This window comes from Nonomuraea sp. JJY05 (genome assembly GCF_043496855.1).
In the GTDB taxonomy this organism is placed as follows: Bacteria; Actinomycetota; Actinomycetes; order Streptosporangiales; family Streptosporangiaceae; genus Nonomuraea.
The window spans coordinates 39,538-57,164 of sequence record NZ_JBIEIS010000068.1 but is presented as its reverse complement, the minus strand read 5'-3'; the positions used below and the strand labels follow the sequence as shown (position 1 = coordinate 57,164).

Here is a 17,627-nt window from a genome sequence, read left to right as displayed (position 1 = left end):
GGCCCTGGACGGCCGCCCGGCTCCCGCAACCGAAGCCGCGCTCCCCGCTACGACCTGGGGAAAGTCAACAAGCGGCCCACGTCCCTGACCACCAAACGCGATCTCGGACCTTAAAGAACAAGCCGAGAACCTGTTCCTCAACCGGTACAGCCGGGGCCGCGCCGGACTGATCAGCTGGCGCACGCTCCGCCGCCGAGCCCGCGAACTGCTGGAGAGCTGGTCGGTGGACGTGAGCGCCGGAACCAGGGCGGGAGACCTCACCATCGAGCAACGGCGTTCGTCGAGATCGCCAGGGCGCTGTCGTTCGGCGCTCGCTTCATCATCCTCGACGAGCCGACGGCCCAGCTGGACGCCGCAGCGATCAGCAGGCTGTTCGACCGGATCGGTGATCTCCTGCAGCAGGGCGTCACCTTCCTCTTCATCAGTCACCACCTACAGGAGATCTACGAGATCTGCGACATGGTGACGGTCTTCCGGGACGCGCGCCACATCCTCACCGCCCCCGTGGAGCGGCTGCCGCGCGCGGAGCTGGTCGCGGCGATGACCGGCGAGGCCGCCACGGCCGCCGGACAGCACGGGAATGACGCCGCGCACCGGCCCGGCGGGGAGCACGTGCTCAGGGTCGAAGGTCCTCGCGCAGACCATGGTGCTGATCGTCAAGAAGATGGACCTCTCGCTCGAGTCCACCATGGGACTGGCACCCGGGGTCGCCGCCTGGCTCACCGTCTCCGCCGGGACGGGGCACGGTCTCGGCTTGCTTCCGGGCGGCTGGGCGGTCCCCGTCACCCTCGCCGTCGGTCTGCTGGTGGGCGCCGTCAACGCGCTGCTCATCATCCGGTTCGGGCTGAACGGCTTCATCGTCACGCTGGGCATGCTCATCGTGCTGCGAGGCATCCTGACCGGGATCTCCGGCGGGCAGACGTTCTTCCAGCTGCCCGAATCGATGATGTACCTCGGCACGGCCCTATGGCTCGGAGTCCCCGCCTCTATCTGGATCTGCCTGGCGCTGTTCGTGATCGGGATCGTGGTACTCGGCTTCACCGGTTTCGGCCGGTCGCTGTACGCCATCGGCGGCAACGTCAACGCCGCGATGGCGGCCGGCATCCGCACCGACCGCGTGTTGTGGATCGTCATCGTCACGGCGAGCACCCTCGCCGCGCGCAGCGGATTGCTGCTGTCCGGCCGGCTGGCCTCTGTCGCCTCCGCCCAGGGCAACGGCTACATCTTCACGGTCTTCGCCGCCGCCGTCATCGGCGGCATCAGCCTGAACGGCGGGAAGGGAACGATCTTCGGAGCCTTCACCGGTGTCCTGCTCCTCTGCCTGATCCAGAACGTGCTCACCCTCGCGGGCGTTCCCGCCCAGTGGATCGGCGCTCTCAACGGCGCGATCATCCTCATCGCCCTGGTCATCTCCCGCATCACCGGAGGAAAGGTCCAAGAATGAACATGGGAGGCAGGGCGGACCTCGTCGATCCCGGATGACGGTGCCGAGAGGGCTCGGGGACGAACCCCGCCCGGGTGCCGGCGGCGAGTTGCCGTTCGAGAATGGTGATCTGGTGACGCAGGGCGAGGATCTCGATGTCCTGATCCGGTCACCCATCGGCAGCAATCGCAGCGCGGCGAAAGCGTTCGTGACGGCCGGACAGGCCCAGGCGAAGGAGCACGACCGGTCATCCTGCCGCGCTGGCTCCTCTTCAGGCGCCATTGGTGACGTCCTTCTCAGCCGTGGGAACAGTTGATCGCCGCCAATGTCCGGAGAATGTCCGGTCAATGACCTGGGCCATCGCATGTCCCATAAGCGAAAGTTGGTCAATGTCGCCCCACTTGGGCGAAGAGTACGGAGGTCCACGACAACGAGAAGAGGAGGATCATGGAGACGGCATCACATCACGATTCCGACAACCATGAACTGGTTGATGGGCCCTCCCGACACGGCGGGCGGGCTCAGGTTCTCGTCGACATCTCGGACATCATCGTGTCGGAGGAGTCGGTTTCTGCCTTGCAGGGCCGGCAGCTCTGGATGCGGCCGGAACGGGACGTCGGCCACTGAACCGCACGACTTGACAAAGCCACCGCTATGTCGGACCGGCTGATGGGAACTCAGGCTTTCGGAAATAGCGGCTGAGCTTGTCGTCGCCTGATCGGCACGGTGTTCCCGAGCCGAGGGCGCAAGATCTCCGCCGGTCCGCGGTGAAGTAATGAGATCTTGCGCCCGCCGGCGAAATAGGCAACTTGTCGAGAGTTCCGTGACTTCCGGAGGTCTGAGAATTGCTGGACGAGAGCGTGTGGCAGGAACTCTGCGAGCGGAATGGGCCAGAATTCGTTGAGCGCGTGCACATACCTGGTCTCATCCACAGGCCGGACGTGATCGCAGATCTCATCCTCGAGGCTGTTCGGGCTGCCACCACCAGAGTGGACGACAACGACAGAGATCTGCCCACCATGCGAGCGTTCCGGGGGACCTGCCTTGACTATGACGCCTCCGAAAGGCTGATGTCGGGGGCGTTTCCCGGGTCGTCACCGCGTGCGCGATCAGGAAGAGGTGGACGATCCGAGCTCCATTCGTGGCTCTCGGATCGCGGCGGTAACGACGACATCTGCTTGGCGATCAACGCAGTGGAGTCCTGGGACGCCGAACTCGCAGAACTCCTTTACACACGCTTCATCGTTCCGCTCGAATCAGCCGGCGTTCCGCTGACAAGGGGCGTGGACTGGTACTGCTTCGTGGCCGGCACCGGCACCACCCCGTTCGGCGTGCACACCGACCCGGAACCTTCCTTCATCTTCAACCTCGGCCCGGCGACGAAAACGGCTTGGACCTGGCCCAAGTCGAGACTCTCGGTCCTCAACCACGGGCGCCCACGGACACTGGACGCAGAGCCTCTGCTGCCGACGGCCGACAGTGCCTGCCTTGCGCCCGGTGACTTCCTGTTGATTCCTGCGGGGATGTATCACCTCTTCCGCAATGACGGCCCATCGATGTTCTTGGGGCTCACCGTATATCCAGAAGATCCTGAGCAGACCGCGTCGGAGGCGTTGTTCCACCAGATGCGCCGTCGAAGCGCGCGGCACAACTCGGGGACGCGGGCAGCCTCAGATCCGGTGGCAGGCGCGCTGGGCGCTTTCCGAGAGGTTCTCAGGGACGACAGCGTCGAGCGGGCCGTGGAGCGGGGAGCGATGCTGCGCCGGTCCTGCGGGTATGGCTCGCCGCCGCGCTTCCCCGACAGAACGAGTGATCAAGGTCCACCTTACATAGTCACCCGCCTACCGATCGTCATGGCAGGCCAGAGTGTCTTCGCCTTGGGGCGGGAACTCTCCGTCGATCTGGGTGGTCTGGCCGATCTGCTGAAGCCCGGGGCCGTCGTCGGCGCTGACGAGCTTCGGGACGCGGCCACCACGCCAGAACGGGAAGCCGCTGTGCATGCACTGATCCGCGTGGGCGTCCTTCGGAGCGTTGGGACACCATCATGACACTGACCTGGGACAACATCGTTGACGCGCTTGGCGGGGAATCCGTCTGGCGCAAGTCGTTCGGTCGTGAATTGTTGGTCGGCCAGATCTCTCAGGGATCATGGCGGGCGTCGCTCGGGTGGGGCGTCATCGACCACATCATGAAGACGACCACGATCGAACCGATGATGATCCGGTTGTCTTCGGACCCGATCGCCTATCCCGGCACCTACATCAGTACGCGAATCGACGGTGGAGACATCATTCACCGTAATTGGCGATACGGCGCCATGATCGAGTACCTTCGCTCCGGCGCGACTCTCGTCGCCAACAGAGCTGACCGGATGCATGTGGGTCCTGCTCGCCTCCGGGAGGAGTTCGAGTACTTCGCCGACGACCCGGCATGGGTCAACTGCTATGCCTGCTGGACCACGAGATCGGCATTCGGGCGCCACGCGGACGGCCACGCCACGGTGATCTTTCAGGCTGAGGGCAGCAAGCGCTGGCGGATCTGGGAAGGCTCCGGGCCCGACGCGAGGCTGGTCGAAGAGGCGGACATGCATGCCGGTGATGTGTGGCATATCCCGCGGGGATGGGACCACGAAGCCACCGGCACAGGGCCGAGCCTGCATTGGACCTTCGGTGTGCACGTGTCCACCCCCGAGGACCTCGCGAGGACCGCGCTGGACGCCTGGTCCAACCGGGCCGAGACCGACGAGACCCGCGATGACGGTGGCGAACTCGATTCCCTCGTGACCGCTCTGGCCTCCGATGTGCATCGGGCGCGGGAAGTGCGTTCCGCACAGTCGCTCGAAAGGCGTGAGGGCCTGTCGCTTCCCTGGTCGGTGGAGAAGGTTCCGTACACGGGTACCCGTCTCAGGTGGGCGGCGCGGTTCCCTCCGCTGGTCGAGATTCGGGACGGGCTGGTATCGATCGAGAGTCTCGGTGTTCGGCTCACAGTCGATGGCCGGCTCGCTCCTTGGGTGAACGAGTGGTCGGCAGGGCGCGCGACGCTGCGTGGCGACGCAGCGAGCATCCCTCTGACCGACGCTGAGATCGACTCGGCGCTCGACTCTCTGGTCCGGGCCGGACTTCTCCTGGTCGAACAGGCTGAGTGAGTCACGATGACGAGCCAGAACCTGGCCGAGGCGTCGTGGGTCCTCAACCCGGCGTTCCGGGTCCAAGGCGCCGAGCTGGTCAATCAGGCCGAGGGCGTACGGCTCGCCTTGACGCCACCCCTGCTGGAGTTGTGGGAACGTCGTGACGCCGCGCCGGCGGTCCAGCTCACGGAGGAGGCCGAGGAGGCTCTTCGCAAGGTCCGGCTGATCGTGCCGCCGGGCGCGTCGGCTGCGGCGATCGACGGACTCGCGCGCAGAGCTGGGGCTACGTTGTCCCTGCCCTCGGGTGCCAAGGCCGGCGCAGCCGCATGGGGATTGATCGGAGCGCCACTGGACATGGGAGGTCCCCCTGGCCCTCGGCCCAAGGACGCGGTCCCCGTGGTTCGCGACGCCCTTTCGCGCCGGTTCCAGCTCCTGGCCCAGCCGACGGCATGGTCGTGGATGCTACGGGCCAGACCAGCCGAGGCGTTGTCCGGTGTCGTAGATCATGGCGACCTCCTGGTCGATCCACGGACCGACACGGGAGCGGTGGCCCATGAGCGGCTGCGAGCCCTTGTCCGCACCGTCCTGGCACAGGGTCACCGGCCCATGGTGATCGGCGGAGACCACTCGGTCAGCTATCCGACCATCAGTGCCGTCGCCGACGAGCACCCGACGCTGCGCGTCGTTCACTTCGACGCGCACGCCGACAGACGCCCGATCGGGAATTCAGTCACAGCGGATTGCGGGAACTTCGTCAGCTGGGTGCTCGCCGAGCACCCCCGTCTGGAGTGGCTCACCATCGGGGTTCGCGGAGTCGACCCCCATATCGACATGGCCGCAAACCCTGAGGAGGAACGGGTTTCCTACCTGACGGCCGACGAGGCCCGTACGCCACGTGTGGTGGAGAAGATCGCACGATTCTGTGACGGTCGGCCCATCCACCTCACGGTGGACATCGATGTGCTGGACCCGACGTACGCTCCGGACGTGGTCTATCCCTCGTGCGGAGGTCTTGACCCGGAAACTCTGACGGCTCTGGTTCGGAATGTCATCGACTCCGGCCGGTTGGTCGCGGGCGACATGGTGGAGGCGTGCCCCTCTCCGACCGGTCGTCACCCGGCGGCCACCCGTCTGGCTGATCTCGTGGAGGCAGTGCAGCTCGCGGAGGCCGGGCGAGCTCTGGCCGACCATGGCGGGCAGCCCGGAATGAACACAGTCGTTGGAGGAGGCGCATGACTGACGGCCACGCCGTATCCGGTTCGCCCCTGTCGTCGTCTCTGTACCGGGTCTACCTGGCGGGGCAGGCGGTCTCACGGCTGGGGGATGGTGTCGTCTCGGTCACCTTCGCGTTCGCCGCCCTGGCCGTTGCGCCTGACGGCCGGGGCATTCCGATGGTGCTCCTGGCCCTGTGGATTTCGAGATTCGTCTTCATCGCTCACGGAGGTAGCCTCCCCGATCGAATCGGGCGGTTGCCCGTCATGTTCGGGGCGGATGTGGTTCGCCTCGCCGCCCAACTGTTTCCGGCGGTCACGTTCGCGACCGGGCACGCGCAGCTATGGCACCTCGTGGCATCCGCCGCGGTTTATGGTGCGGCAGCAGCCTTCTTCACGCCGGGCGCGGTCGGGCTGCTCCCTGACCTGGTGCACTCCACCCAGCTCCAGAAGGCCAATTCCTGGCTTGACGTCGCCGGGGACACCGGAAGGTTGGTCGGGCCCGCGCTCGCGTCGCTGCTGGTGGTGGTGGGAGGTGTTCCGCTGGCGCTCTTCTTCGACGCCGCCACCTTCGTCGTCTCCTTGATCTCACTCGCTTGGCTGAGGCGGCTGATGTCGGTTCGTGGTGATCCGGAGCCCGCAGGTGTCGAGGACGAGGCCGGCGACGGCAGGAAGGAACCCGTGCGATTCCTCGACGCGGTGCGCATCATGCCCCGTCTGCCACTGGTCCTGGGCGCGATCCTCGTCTGGGTCCCGGTCCAGATCGGGTTGGCTTCGGTGAGCGTGCTCGGACCGATCACCGTGCAGGACAGGTTCGGAAGCATCGAGCAGTGGGGCGTCATCATGACTTTCCTGGCCGCGGGTGGGCTGCTGGGAGCGCTGGTCAGCGGGCATGTGCGCGTCGAATGGCGTGGCGTGCTCACCATCGGCCTGTTGGTTCTCTCGATGCCGGTGCAGCTGCTTGCTCTCGCGTACGGCCGGCACATGATGGTGGTCGCGGGCGCCCTGTTCCTGGCGGGCCTCGCTTCAGGGGTCGCCGGCGTCGTCTTCGACACCCTGGTGCAGCTCACGGTCCCGAAGGCGATGCTCTCGCGGGTCGGATCATTCGAGACGACCATGACCACCGCGATGGTCCCGCTGGGCTTCGTGATCGCGCTGCCACTCGCGAATCTGGTGGGTCGAACGGCGTACCTGGCCGGGCTGGCGGTGGTCATCCTGGCCACAGCGGGTGCGGTGCTTGTCTGGGCGGTCCCGCGTTCAGGACTGCGGGATCCTCACATCAAGGACTCCACCGGCGACATGGCAGGCCGCAATGTCTGACTGGACGTACGGGCTCGCGGCGCTCGGCTGGCCGGCCGGCGTCGCCTGGCCGCGCCGGGACACGATGCCGGCGCGGATCGCCGCCGTGCACGGAAGCATCGCGGAGGCCTGCGTCGTCGACCTGGACAGCGAGGTCGGCTGGGTTCGTCACGGTGGCGTCAGGCTTGGCGGCTCGCTCGCCGTCACTCCTGTCGCCGGTGACTGGACAGCGATGTCGGGCGACGAAGTCGTGGAGGTCCTGCCGCGCCGGACATCGTTGACGCGCCCCAGTCCAAGCGGAAGAGGTATCCAGACCCTTGCCGCGAATGTGGACACCGTTGTGGTGACGGTGCCAGTCGATCGAGGACTCAACCAGAGAATGGTCGAGCGTCTGACTGTCATGGCCTGGGACAGTGGCGGTCGCCCGGTCCTCGCCCTTACCAAGTGCGACGCCTGCATCGATGTCCCGGAAGCGATCAGCGAGGCGAGGTCCCTTGTGCCGGGGGTCGAGGTTGTGGCCACGAGCTCGGTCACGGGCGACGGAGTGGAGCGCCTGCGAGAGCTCGTGGCGCCGGGGGCGACGGCGACGCTGCTCGGTGCCAGCGGAGTCGGGAAGACGTCGCTGCTGAACGTCCTTGGAGATCGCGACGAACGTGTCGCCGCCGTCGCACGAGACGGGGAAGGTCGCCACACGACGACCACGCGACGGCTACATCCTCTTGCGGGCCGTGGTGTCCTGATCGATCTTCCCGGGATCCGTGCGCTCGACCTGTCTGCCGGTCGAGAGGCGATCACCGATGTCTTCACCGAGATCACCGAACTGGCCCGACGATGTCGTTTCTCTGATTGCTCGCACGAGCACGAGCCCGGTTGCGCGGTGCGGCAGGCGGTGGCGAGTGGGCGGATACCGAAGCGCCGTCTGGACGCATGGGATGCCATTCATCGACAGCTGGCACACGAGGCGCGAAAGCATGATCCGCTCGCAAGAGCAGCCGAGAAGGCGAAGTGGAAGGCCGTGTCCAAGGAGATAAGGAGGCGCGAGCGTGGCTGAATCACTGACGTGTCCCGTGCCCGAACTGCCAGAAAAAGTCGTCACGGACAAGGATGAGCACGCGTGACAGTTCATAGCGAACGGACCGTCGCGCAAGGGCGACGATTCGTGGTGATCGATAATGCTTTGCCGCAGGACGCCTTCGTCGCCTGGATGGATGAAGAGCGGTCCGTGAAGCATCGGCCCTCCTTCAGCTCGATCGATCCGATATTCGACGGAGTAGCGTTCCACACTGATTCGTCTTTCGCCTCGGTAAAAGTCGGCGAAGGCCATGTCGAAAAGGTGAAGTCGGCCATTCGGAAGGGCCTGGAAGCTCTGGGCGTAGCGGCGATGGACAGCGATCATTTCAGGTTCTGGAGATACGGGCGAGGGTCCGGACTGGGTTGGCACGACGACGGGAAAGGCCGTGGCGCGGCGTACACGCTTTACTTGTCGAGTGAGTGGCGAGCGACGTGGGGCGGTGAGCTGGAGCTGTTCGACTGCTCGGTTGACGAGGTGCCGTGTGTCGACTTCGACGTCCCCAAGGACCTGATGAATGCTCCCGTGCTGGCCACGTCCATCGCGCCACGACCGAACCGGCTTGTGGTGATGGTGGCCGGTACGTTCCACAGGGTAAGAAAGGTGGAGGCGAGCGCAGGGGACAGTCTCCGGCGCTCTATCACCGGTTTTCTGGCCCCGTGACGCGCTTTGAATTCTGCTACGCGCCCGGGGACGGGCATGCACCCGCCGGCCGGGCGCCTCCTGTCCGCGACAACAACATGTCGTGACAGTCGCAGCCGCTGTTAGGCGGTAAGTGTCTGCGGGAGTGGGCTGGAGGCCGATGTGTCGCCGGCGATCAGTCGGATCGCGGCCCGGTCGAGGAAGGTGCCGACCGCGTCGGCGCGGCGGCGGGTTTCTTTGTTCAGCCGTTCTTGCGGTTGATGCCGAGCCTGCCGAAAACCTCATCCATGCAGTTCAAGCCGTACGTCGATATTCGTGGAGTACTTCGCCACTACTCGATCATCCCTTCCTCGTGCTCATCCTCGTGGTGGGTGCGACGCTCCTCGTCGCGATAACCCAGCAACGCCCGCAACCCGCCCACCGGGACGGCATACCGGCCGCCGATCCGCAGCACCCAGCGCGAGCGCGCAGCAGATGGCTACCAACGCATTGAGCTATCGCGCCGCGCCCAGGGACCGATGGCCGGATGTTTCCGTTTCCTCCTACGCCGGGCAGGCGGCGAACAGCGAGCGAGTGCCGGTGGACCAGGCGTCCGGGTCAGTGAATCGGCATCCGTAGTCGGGGTTCGAGACCGTGGCCGCGTCGATCACGTCATCCCCGGCAGGTCGCGGACCGCCGCGTTCCCATCGGACCAGATCGTCCCAGGCGGTCCCGACCTCGGCGTCGCTGAACTCACAGTGCCCCACCGCTCGGATCGCCCGCTGCACCAGCCACCCGCCGCGCCCGTGACGGGACACGTCGGCCCGGTAGTACTGCTCCATGGAGAAGGGCACGAAATTGTCGCCCAGGTTGTGCAGCGAGAGCACGGGCACATCGATCCTGCCGGAAACCGCAGGCACGGCGGTCAACCGGTACGTCCTACGCGCCACCGGATCCTCGGGAGGCACCCGCTGCACGCTCGCGTCGACGTTCACCGGCGAGTCCGGGCGGTACCTGGTGTCGAGGTTCGTCGCCATTCTGCCCGGCTCCTGCGCCAGCGTGCCTTTCCCGGCCGGTCCTGCGAGCCCGAACAGGAAGTCCTTCCAATAGGTGAAGGCGGCACGGGCCCCTGGGCGCTCGCCTCCGCCGAGGTTGACAACGATGGCGCGGAACTGCTCCCCGAGCTCATTCACCGGCCCCGGGCCGGCCAGCCCCAGCCGTTGCTGAATCTTCGGTACGGCCGCCGTCGCGTAGTCAGCCGGGAACGGGTAGGCGGGCACGTCCGCGAGATCCTGCGCGACAAGGTGGAAGTCGAGGAAGAAGTCGAACAACTCGTGGTCGCCGAGCACCCCGCAAAGCGGCATGGCCGCGTCGTAGTAGCCCGGATACTGCTCCAGTGAGCGGACCGTGACGTGACCGCCCATGGACACCCCGGCCAGGAACGTCCGATGTGGCTTGCCGACCACGCGCCTGAAGTGATCGGCAAGGCCGCGCGTGCTCAGCACACCGGCCCGCACGTCATAGTCGTTGGCGTAGTACGAGGACGCGGCCCACGCATAGCCCTGATCCAGCAGCCGCCTCCGCAGCCCGTACCCGGGCGGATCCACGGTGAGCACCCGGGTTTCGCCGCGGAACCCGTGGGCCCACATCAGCAGACCACCATTCCATCGCGGCGGTACCTCGATGTCGAACGCCGCATGCCCCTGCACTCCCTGCAGGACCCGGCTCGGCCGCCCGGCCACGATCAGGGGTTCCAGCGGCGGGTTGTCGATCGTGTAGCCAGGCAACGGCTGGTCGTCCCGCACGTGATCAACGGGCGCCGCGTCCGCTGCGGTGGAGGCGAGCAGCACGGCGGATAACGCCATGACGGACAGGACCAGGCTCCGACGACGCATCTGCCGTCACCTCCGAGGCGACCTGCTCAGGGTTGATGATTCGTTCATACTCCGAGAAACCTCGCAGAAGAAGGCGAGCTGCCGGATCAGGGCCATCGCGAACAACGCGGCCATCGCAACTCCGGCAGATAAGACCTCACCGAACTGCGGCACACCGGCACGCCGGTCTCGGACTCAGAGTGCCCGGATGAGTGCCGCATCGCGGGCGGTTCGTACGGGATGAGAGTGCGGATCGCGGAGGGGTGGCGGGCGAGGAGTTCCAGTCCGACCACGGCTCCGGAACTGGCGCCGAAGACAATCGCCGGCTCTGCGCCGAGGTGCTCGATCAGACGGTGAGCGTCGTCGGCGTCGGTTTCCAGGCGGCGGCCATAGTCCTGTGAGCCCTCGAGGAGGCTGCGGGAGAAGCCGCGGCGGTCGTAGACGGCGACGGTGAAGTGGGCGGTCAGGTGTTGGGTGACGGCTCGATAAACGTCGGCCACGCCGGGTGCGCCAGGGATCAGGAGCAGGAGAGGGCCGCTCCCGTGGGTCTCGTAGTAGAGACGGGCTCCTGGGACTTCCATCGTGCTCATCTGCTTGGTGCTCCTCATGGGCTGGCGTCCTTGCCGGGCTTTACGATACATAATGTATTTATCAAATACGCTTTGTTCAGCATCGAGACAGAGAGGAAGCTGTATGACACGAACGCCACACGGTCCGCAGGAAGATCTCTACAGCGGCCCGCTTCCGTGGGACATCGGCCGTCCGCAATCGGCGTTCCTCGCCCTCGCTCAGGCCGGCGCCATCCAGGGCCGGGTGCTGGACGTCGGCTGCGGCACCGGCGAGCACACGCTCATGTGCGCCGCGCTCGGCCTCGACACCACCGGCATAGACCTCGCCCCCAGAGCGATCAGCGCGGCGCAGGCCAAGGCATCCGAGCGCGGGCTCACCGCGCGGTTCCTTCACCGCGACGCGCTGCGACTGGCCGAGCTCGGGGAGTCCTTCGACACCGTGCTCGACTCCCTGGTGTTCCACGTCTTCGGCGACGACGAACGGGCCGCCTACGTGGACAGCCTGCGTGCGGCGACGAAGCCGGGCGGTCGGCTCTTCCTGCTGTGCTTCAGCGACCGGCAGCCCGGCGCGGGCGAATACGGGCCGCGACGCGTCACGCGGGAGGAGATCGCGGCCGCGTTCGCCGACGGGTGGAAGCTCGACTCGATCACGGCCGCCGCCATCGACAACACCCTCATCCCCGACGGCGTCCTGGCCTGGCTCGCCGCGCTCACCAGAATCTGACCCCGCCTCACGAAATCCCCGGAAGGACCTCCGATGCCGACCGCCGAAGCCCGCGTCACGACCGAACGGGCCAGCCGATACCTCGTCCAGTTGTGCCGCCACGCCACCCAGATGGGCCACGGCCTCCCCACCCGCAGCCCGCACCTGGGCAGCGAAAGGCCTAAGAACATTCAGGCCGAGTGGTCGGAAACCCGCGGAACCATCACCGTCGACAGGGGATCCTGCGTCCTGGAAGCCACCCCCGAGGCCCTGACGCTACGGATCGAGGCCGAGGACGAGGACGGGCTGCAGCGCCTCCAGACCATCCTCACCAGGAACCTCACCCGGATGGGCAGGCGGGACAGCCTGGGGGTGGAGTGGAACCGTATGGATACGACCGCGGAAACTGCACCCGCCGCGAAGGCCACGCCGCGTCGAGGCCGGCACACCGTGCTCGGTCTTACGTTGGCCGCCGTCCTGGCGGTCGGCGTGCACGTGGGCCTGGCAGCAGGCATTCTGGCGATCCCGCAATGGGCGGGACTGGGTGCGGACGTCGTCCTGGTGGCCGTCCTGATGAAGATTGCCCTCGTAGCGACCCACCTCTGGCGCCGCCGCCGCTCAGCCGCCAAAGCCCGCTGAGACCGAGCGGGCGTCGGCTCAGCGGGCTCGCAATCCGGCCAGGGTGAGTGCGACGAGCCTCTGAACAGCGGCTTTCGACGGAAGGTCGGCAGCCGCCTGCAGCGCGTGGAGGCAGAACGTGGCGAGCTCGTCCGCCGCCACGTCGTCACGTACGACACCGGTCCGCACGGCATCGGCCAGCGCGTCGCGGAGCGCGGCGTGCAGCTGGTGCCGGGCGTGGCCGACGTCGTGCGACCGGTGCAAGAGCGCGACGAGGTCGGGGCCGAAACCGTGCCCTGCCATCTGCTGATGGATGAACGCGTACGTCTCCAGCATGGCCTCGAGCCGCTGCCCGGCATCACCTTCACGCTCCCCCGCCCGCGCGAGGTGCTCCAGATGCCCGGCGATCTGGCGGCCGTGCCAGGCCACCAGGATCGTCTCGACGTCGGGGAAGTACTTGTAGAGCGTGGCCCGGCCGATGCCGGTCTTCTCGGCGATCTGCGACATCGTCACCGCCAGCAGCCCCCGCTCGCCCACCAGCTCCACCGTGGCGTCCAGGATCGCGTCATGCACGGTACGGCGGTGCGCCTCGATCGTCTCGTTCCACAGTCTGGGCACCCAGCTAGTGTACGAGGCGACATGAGGGCCACATCGTGCCGAAACTGTAGACACCTTGTCTCGAATCGATGATCAACCATGCAACATGGCTGCGATTGACAGCCACGTCTCATCGCTCTCCGATAGCGACAAAGCAGGTTCCCATGCAGCGACACGGCGGTCGACCATTTACCTGAGCCGCCTGGCGGTGGACGACGGCGTGCTGTGCGCCGCGTGCGACGCGTTCATCGCGGCCGAACGGCCGGCTGATCGCTGTAACCCTCGGCACTCCGAGCGTTGTCAGGCGTCGTCTTCCCAGCTCACCGTGAAGAGCATCAAAGTCAACGGCTCAGCAGGTCGCGCCGGGGCGTGCGCCTCCTTCCTGGCCTTCGGCGGTTTGCTGCTGCCGTGCGGCCGGATGGCGGATCTGCTGGGCCGTCGCCGCATCTTCCTCATCGGGGTGGCGCTGTTGGGGGGTCGCCAGCCTGGCCTGCGGACTCGCGCAGGAGCCGTGACGGCTCGCGATCGGGCGGTTCGTGCAGGGCCCGGGCGCTGCGATGGTCAGCCCTGGCGCGATGTCGATGATCACATTGCTGTATCCGGGCCGGAAGAGCGAGCCAAGGCGCTGGGCATCTGGGGCGGCATCGCAGCCCTGGGCGGAACCTCGGGCCTGGTGCTCTCCGGGGCGCTGACCGACCTGGTTTTCCGGCGCGGCATCTTCCTGATCAACATCGCCGGCCTGCTGCTGTTGTCCGGCGTGGCGGCGGGCAACTCCCACGCCGCCCACGTCCTGCCCGGATACGAGCACCCTGCCGACCGAGCGCCGACCGGAGCGGCGCCGTCGCCCACCCCGGCCAGGTTCCGCCTCACCTGCCACGACCGTGATCGGGCACCCCCGCCCCTGATCATCCACAACATGCAGGGAGCCGTTGGTGGCACCCAGTGGACATCGAACGAGAACGCGCCGCCATGGCGAGGCACCGGCCTCGGCGGGCCCCACCCGGCCTGTCGGCGAGACCCTTGGCCAGGCGAAGCCGTGGCCGGTCCAGCATGAGGCGTTTGTCTCCCGCACCCGCGCAGGCCGATCCCCGCCGATGCCCGGTCAGTCGCCCGGGCACGGCGGCAGCCCTGACAGAAGGCTTCCATCGCAGCCAGGTCACCGATCAAGCTATGATCGGGACTTGCACGTGTAACGGTTGGTGCCCGGTAGGAGGCGAGCCAGACGTGGGCAGTCCTCGCCGCCGGGTGACCAGCGTCGACGTGGCCCGAGAAGCGGGACTGTCGCGGGCCACGGTCAGCTACGTGCTCAATGACGCGCCTGGCCAGTCCATCCCCGAGCACACTCGGCAGCGGGTGCTGGCGGCCGCGCGGCGGCTGGGTTATAACCCCAGTGGCCCGGCGCGGGCTCTGCGCAGCGGCCGTAGCGACGTAGTGGTGATGGTGCTGCCCGACTGGCCCCAAGGCCCGTCCATGATCGATATGGTGGAGGCGGCCACCGACGCCTTGGCTGAAGCCGGCTTGACGCTGCTCACCCATCACACGGCCGCAGCCCATCCAGTGCCCGTCGCCCAGTTGTGCGCGACGATCTCCCCTGCTGCCGTGGCCGGGGTCGTGCCCTTCACAGCCGAGGCGGTCGCGCAGCTGCGCCACACTGGGGTGGACGTCGTCTTCCCCAGTCCTGAATCGGACAGCTCGCAGGCGCTGTCCTGGCTGGGCTCCCCTGGCCGGCTCCAGGCCGCCTATTTGATCGAACATGGTCACACCCGCCTGGGCTTCGCGCTGCCAGACCACCCCCGGCTGCGTGATATCGCATCGGCCCGGCTGCAGCAGGTCACTGCCGCCTGCGCCGAGCATGACCTGCAGCCGCCCACGGCCCGGACCGTCCCGCTGGACCCCGCGGCGGCCGGCGAGGCCGTGGCGCACTGGCGGGCGCAGGCTGGCGCCCCTACGGCGATCTGCGCCTACAACGACGAGGTCGCTATGGCGGTGCTGGCCGGGATGCGTACGCTGGGGCTGGCCGCGCCGACGGACCTGGCCGTCGTCGGAGCCGACGACAGCCCCATGGCCAAGCTCACCGCTCCGCCGCTGACCACGGTCGCCATCGACGCCCATGCCCACGGCCGCGCGCTGGCCGCGCTGCTGATCGCCAGGCTCGCCGGGGAGCCGTTCGGCGAGACCGCCGGTGCAGGTGACCGGGTGGTCGTGCGCGTGTCCGCCTGACGGCGGTTTGTCCTGATTACGAGAGTCTTGCCGGGGAGCAACCGGGGTGTTACGGTCTCACCCAGCCAAGTTACACGTGTCAGTGAAGGTGCTTGTTGTTCCCCGCTGCACGTATGAGACAAGGGGAGGAACCCTGATGCGTCTCACGGATCGCCGTGTCCTCATCACCGGAGCGGCCTCGGGCATCGCTCAGGCCACCGCGCTGCGGTTGCTGGCCGAGGGTGCCCGGGTGATTGCCGCCGACGTTGCCGCCGACGGCCTGAAGCAGACGCTTGATCTGGCCGAGCGGGACGGCACTGCGGACAGACTGACCATCATGACGCTGGACATCTCCAGTGAAGACTCCGTCGCCGCCGTGGTCCCGGCTGCGGTCGACGTCCTGGGCGGGCTGGATGCGCTGGTCAACGCGGCGGCCATCCTGCGTGGCGCGCACACCCATGACTGCTCACTGGAACTGTGGAACCGGATCATCGCGGTTAATTTGACCGGCACCTTCCTGATGACCCGGGCCGCGCTTCCCGCCCTGCTGGCATCCGGCCGAGGCGTTGTGGTGAACTTCAGCTCCACCGCCGCCTTTTACGCCCATCCGTTCATGGCCGCGTACTCGGCCAGCAAGGGCGGCGTCTTCTCCTTCACCCACAGCATCGCCTAGGAGTACGGCAAGCAGGGACTGCGCGCGGTCAACGTGGTTCCTGGCGGCATCAGCAGCGGCATCACCACCAACATTGCCGAGCTTGTGCCCGCCGACACCGACTGGGACCTGTTCCTCAAGCTCACCCCTGCCCTGCCCGGAGGCATCCCGGGACCGGACAAGGTCGCCGGGGTGGTGGCGATGCTGATATCCGACGACGGTTCGTTCATCACCGGCTCGGAGATCCGCGTCGACGGCGGCGCTCACCAGTAACTCAACTTACACGTGTCAGCACCCTGTGCGGCAATATATCCCCTCCCCCGACCGAGCGCTGCACGCCATGTTCACCCCCCGCTCTCCAGGAGCCTCACATGAGCTTCAACTCCTCCGCTTCGCCACCGACCGCGGCGGTCACGGCCGGCACCATGCCGAAAGTCAGCGCCGGCTACATCTGGCTGATGGTGCTGGCCCAGTTCGGCGTCTTCCTGGCCTTCATCACCCCCGTGGCCATCTCCCTGTCCATCAAGGTCTCCCAGTTGGCCCCCGGACATGAGGAGTACCTGGGCTATATCACGGGTGCCGGCGCCGCCGTGCCGGTGTTGACCGGGCCGCTGCTCGGTACGCTCAGCGACCGCACGCGCACACGGCTGGGCCGGCGCAGGCCGTTCATCATCGTCGGGATGCTGCTGGGCATCGTCTCGCTGCTGATCATGGCCCTGGCTCCCAGCGTTGTGCTGCTTGGTCTCGGCTGGGTGCTGGCCCAGCTCGGTTGGGGGCAGGCGCTGGGTGGGCTGATGAACTCGCAAGCCGACCGGCTGCCGGAGGAGCAACGCGGCAAGGTGGCCGGACTGTGCGGGTTTGCCACTCTGATCGCGCCAGTGGTGGGCGTCGTCGCGGCGGGCGGTCTGGCCGGTGACCCACTGCTGCTGTTCCTGGCGCCGGGCGCCGTCGGCGTGGTGTTGCTCTCGCTGTTCGCCTGGCTGGCCGGTGAGCCGGACAGCCGGGACATGCCCGTCCCGGAACCGCTGACCGCGCGGTCGCTGGCGCTCAAGTACGTCATCAACCCGCGCCGCTACCCCGACTTCTCCTGGAACTGGCTGGGCCGATTCTTCTTCTACTTCGGCCTCACCCTCAACACCACCTTCACGGCCTTCTTCTTCGCTTCGCGCCTGAACGTGACGGTTGATCAGGTCGCCGCCACCGTCGGCGTCCTGTCCGGCATCGGGGTCCTGGCGACCTCGGCGGGCGCGCTGGGGGGCGGATTCCTGTCCGACAAGCTGCGCCGCCGCCGCGTCTTCGTGCTCACCAGCGGCTGCGTCTACGCCCTCGGCAGCGCGATGATGGCCGTGTCCTCCAGCATTCCGCTGCTGTTGGCCGGATCGCTGGTGTGCTCGGTTGGGCTGGGCATGTTCTCCGCCGTGGACCAGGCCCTGGCCCTGGACGTGCTGCCCGAGCGGGAAACCAACGCGGGCCGCTTCATGGGCGTCTTCGGCTTTGCGACCTCTCTTCCGCAGGCGCTCGCACCTCTCGCCGCCCCCGTCTTCCTCGCCATGAGCACCGGCGCAGAGAAGAACTACAGCCTGCTGTACCTGGTCGCGGCCGCCTTCACGGTGGCAGGCGGCCTGATCGTGCTGCGCATCAAGTCCGTCCGTTGACCGCTGAGGA

General features: G+C 67.2%; 19 protein-coding genes and 1 pseudogene. 15 read left to right on the top strand and 5 right to left on the bottom strand.

Features of this window, described 5'->3' with window-relative positions; all coding sequences use genetic code 11:
* Nucleotides 1-429 (bottom strand): hypothetical protein (locus tag ACFKCF_RS56835; RefSeq protein WP_394505212.1); only part of this gene is annotated, 429 nt, incomplete at its 3' end.
* A 151-nt stretch (nt 430-580) separates the two neighbouring features.
* Between ACFKCF_RS56835 and ACFKCF_RS56830 the strand changes: the two genes are divergently transcribed.
* The 9 genes from ACFKCF_RS56830 (at nt 581) to ACFKCF_RS56790 (ending at nt 8,792) form a co-directional block, all read left to right on the top strand.
* Nucleotides 581-1,444 (top strand): ABC transporter permease, encoded by an 864-nt coding sequence (locus ACFKCF_RS56830; RefSeq protein WP_394505210.1) that lies wholly within the window; start codon nt 581-583, stop codon nt 1,442-1,444.
* Nucleotides 1,445-1,556: 112 nt separating this feature from the next.
* Nucleotides 1,557-1,739, top strand: coding sequence for a hypothetical protein (locus ACFKCF_RS56825; RefSeq protein ID WP_394505209.1), 183 nt, complete (start codon nt 1,557-1,559; stop codon nt 1,737-1,739).
* A 131-nt stretch (nt 1,740-1,870) separates the two neighbouring features.
* The gene (locus ACFKCF_RS56820; RefSeq protein WP_394505207.1) at nt 1,871-2,050 is read left to right on the top strand and encodes a hypothetical protein; all 180 of its coding nucleotides are present in this window, start codon (nt 1,871-1,873) and stop codon (nt 2,048-2,050) included.
* 218 nt (nt 2,051-2,268) lie between these two features.
* Nucleotides 2,269-3,471: a hypothetical protein gene (locus ACFKCF_RS56815; RefSeq protein WP_394505205.1), complete on the top strand. Its 1,203-nt coding sequence runs from the start codon at nt 2,269-2,271 to the stop codon at nt 3,469-3,471.
* Nucleotides 3,468-4,568, top strand: a complete 1,101-nt coding sequence (locus tag ACFKCF_RS56810) for a JmjC domain-containing protein (RefSeq protein WP_394505204.1) — start codon at nt 3,468-3,470, stop codon at nt 4,566-4,568. Before ACFKCF_RS56815 ends, ACFKCF_RS56810 begins: the two co-directional genes overlap by 4 nt.
* A 6-nt stretch (nt 4,569-4,574) precedes the next feature.
* Complete coding sequence (locus tag ACFKCF_RS56805) at nt 4,575-5,786, top strand: arginase family protein (RefSeq protein WP_394505202.1); 1,212 nt, start codon at nt 4,575-4,577, stop codon at nt 5,784-5,786.
* The gene (locus tag ACFKCF_RS56800; RefSeq protein WP_394505201.1) at nt 5,783-7,081 is read left to right on the top strand and encodes an MFS transporter; all 1,299 of its coding nucleotides are present in this window, start codon (nt 5,783-5,785) and stop codon (nt 7,079-7,081) included. Before ACFKCF_RS56805 ends, ACFKCF_RS56800 begins: the two co-directional genes overlap by 4 nt.
* On the top strand, nt 7,074-8,111 hold the full coding sequence (rsgA, locus tag ACFKCF_RS56795) for a ribosome small subunit-dependent GTPase A (RefSeq protein WP_394505199.1): 1,038 nt from the start codon (nt 7,074-7,076) through the stop codon (nt 8,109-8,111). The genes ACFKCF_RS56800 and rsgA overlap by 8 nt, the downstream gene beginning before the upstream one ends.
* 63 nt (nt 8,112-8,174) lie before the next feature.
* Nucleotides 8,175-8,792 (top strand): 2OG-Fe(II) oxygenase, encoded by a 618-nt coding sequence (locus tag ACFKCF_RS56790; RefSeq protein ID WP_394505197.1) that lies wholly within the window; start codon nt 8,175-8,177, stop codon nt 8,790-8,792.
* Nucleotides 8,793-9,102: 310 nt separating this feature from the next.
* Here the strand turns inward: ACFKCF_RS56790 and ACFKCF_RS56785 are convergent, their stop codons facing one another.
* The 3 genes from ACFKCF_RS56785 to ACFKCF_RS56775 form a co-directional block, all read right to left on the bottom strand.
* Nucleotides 9,103-9,225 (bottom strand): hypothetical protein, encoded by a 123-nt coding sequence (locus ACFKCF_RS56785; RefSeq protein ID WP_394505196.1) that lies wholly within the window; start codon nt 9,223-9,225, stop codon nt 9,103-9,105.
* A gap of 88 nt (nt 9,226-9,313) precedes the next feature.
* A complete protein-coding gene (locus ACFKCF_RS56780) occupies nt 9,314-10,645 on the bottom strand; it encodes an alpha/beta hydrolase family protein (RefSeq protein WP_394505194.1) in 1,332 nt (443 codons plus the stop codon).
* An 86-nt stretch (nt 10,646-10,731) separates the two neighbouring features.
* The gene (locus ACFKCF_RS56775; RefSeq protein WP_394505216.1) at nt 10,732-11,205 is read right to left on the bottom strand and encodes an alpha/beta fold hydrolase; all 474 of its coding nucleotides are present in this window, start codon (nt 11,203-11,205) and stop codon (nt 10,732-10,734) included.
* Nucleotides 11,206-11,317: 112 nt separating this feature from the next.
* Between ACFKCF_RS56775 and ACFKCF_RS56770 the strand changes: the two genes are divergently transcribed.
* Nucleotides 11,318-11,917 carry a class I SAM-dependent methyltransferase gene (locus ACFKCF_RS56770; protein WP_394505192.1) on the top strand — a complete coding sequence of 200 codons (600 nt, stop codon included), beginning with the start codon at nt 11,318-11,320 and terminating at the stop codon, nt 11,915-11,917.
* A 33-nt stretch (nt 11,918-11,950) separates the two neighbouring features.
* Nucleotides 11,951-12,535: a DUF2218 domain-containing protein gene (locus ACFKCF_RS56765; protein ID WP_394505191.1), complete on the top strand. Its 585-nt coding sequence runs from the start codon at nt 11,951-11,953 to the stop codon at nt 12,533-12,535.
* A gap of 18 nt (nt 12,536-12,553) precedes the next feature.
* On the opposite strand, the gene ACFKCF_RS56760 is transcribed toward ACFKCF_RS56765, so the two are convergent.
* Nucleotides 12,554-13,132 (bottom strand): TetR/AcrR family transcriptional regulator, encoded by a 579-nt coding sequence (locus ACFKCF_RS56760; RefSeq protein WP_394505189.1) that lies wholly within the window; start codon nt 13,130-13,132, stop codon nt 12,554-12,556.
* Between the two features lie 85 nt (nt 13,133-13,217).
* Between ACFKCF_RS56760 and ACFKCF_RS56755 the strand changes: the two genes are divergently transcribed.
* From ACFKCF_RS56755 to ACFKCF_RS56740, 4 genes and pseudogenes are all read left to right on the top strand, one after another.
* Entirely contained in the window at nt 13,218-14,165 is a 948-nt protein-coding gene (locus tag ACFKCF_RS56755) for a hypothetical protein (protein ID WP_394505187.1), read from the top strand.
* 170 nt (nt 14,166-14,335) lie between these two features.
* Complete coding sequence (locus tag ACFKCF_RS56750) at nt 14,336-15,331, top strand: LacI family DNA-binding transcriptional regulator (protein ID WP_394505185.1); 996 nt, start codon at nt 14,336-14,338, stop codon at nt 15,329-15,331.
* Nucleotides 15,332-15,467: 136 nt separating this feature from the next.
* A pseudogene (locus tag ACFKCF_RS56745) lies at nt 15,468-16,235 on the top strand (SDR family NAD(P)-dependent oxidoreductase).
* 98 nt (nt 16,236-16,333) lie between these two features.
* Nucleotides 16,334-17,617 carry an MFS transporter gene (locus tag ACFKCF_RS56740; RefSeq protein ID WP_394505183.1) on the top strand — a complete coding sequence of 428 codons (1,284 nt, stop codon included), beginning with the start codon at nt 16,334-16,336 and terminating at the stop codon, nt 17,615-17,617.
* Nucleotides 17,618-17,627 lie beyond the last annotated feature (10 nt).

Bases quoted from the DNA above. Each gene is read 5' to 3' on its own strand.
- ACFKCF_RS56780 (WP_394505194.1), bottom strand. From the start codon at position 10,645: ATGCGTCGTCGGAGCCTGGTCCTGTCCGTCATGGCGTTATCCGCCGTG.
- ACFKCF_RS56820 (WP_394505207.1), top strand. From the start codon at position 1,871: ATGGAGACGGCATCACATCACGATTCCGACAACCATGAACTGGTTGAT.
- rsgA (WP_394505199.1), top strand. From the start codon at position 7,074: ATGTCTGACTGGACGTACGGGCTCGCGGCGCTCGGCTGGCCGGCCGGC.
- ACFKCF_RS56805 (WP_394505202.1), top strand. From the start codon at position 4,575: ATGACGAGCCAGAACCTGGCCGAGGCGTCGTGGGTCCTCAACCCGGCG.
- ACFKCF_RS56830 (WP_394505210.1), top strand. From the start codon at position 581: ATGACGCCGCGCACCGGCCCGGCGGGGAGCACGTGCTCAGGGTCGAAG.
- ACFKCF_RS56810 (WP_394505204.1), top strand. From the start codon at position 3,468: ATGACACTGACCTGGGACAACATCGTTGACGCGCTTGGCGGGGAATCC.
- ACFKCF_RS56770 (WP_394505192.1), top strand. From the start codon at position 11,318: ATGACACGAACGCCACACGGTCCGCAGGAAGATCTCTACAGCGGCCCG.
- ACFKCF_RS56775 (WP_394505216.1), bottom strand. From the start codon at position 11,205: ATGGAAGTCCCAGGAGCCCGTCTCTACTACGAGACCCACGGGAGCGGC.
- ACFKCF_RS56765 (WP_394505191.1), top strand. From the start codon at position 11,951: ATGCCGACCGCCGAAGCCCGCGTCACGACCGAACGGGCCAGCCGATAC.
- ACFKCF_RS56740 (WP_394505183.1), top strand. From the start codon at position 16,334: ATGAGCTTCAACTCCTCCGCTTCGCCACCGACCGCGGCGGTCACGGCC.
- ACFKCF_RS56755 (WP_394505187.1), top strand. From the start codon at position 13,218: ATGGCTGCGATTGACAGCCACGTCTCATCGCTCTCCGATAGCGACAAA.
- ACFKCF_RS56800 (WP_394505201.1), top strand. From the start codon at position 5,783: ATGACTGACGGCCACGCCGTATCCGGTTCGCCCCTGTCGTCGTCTCTG.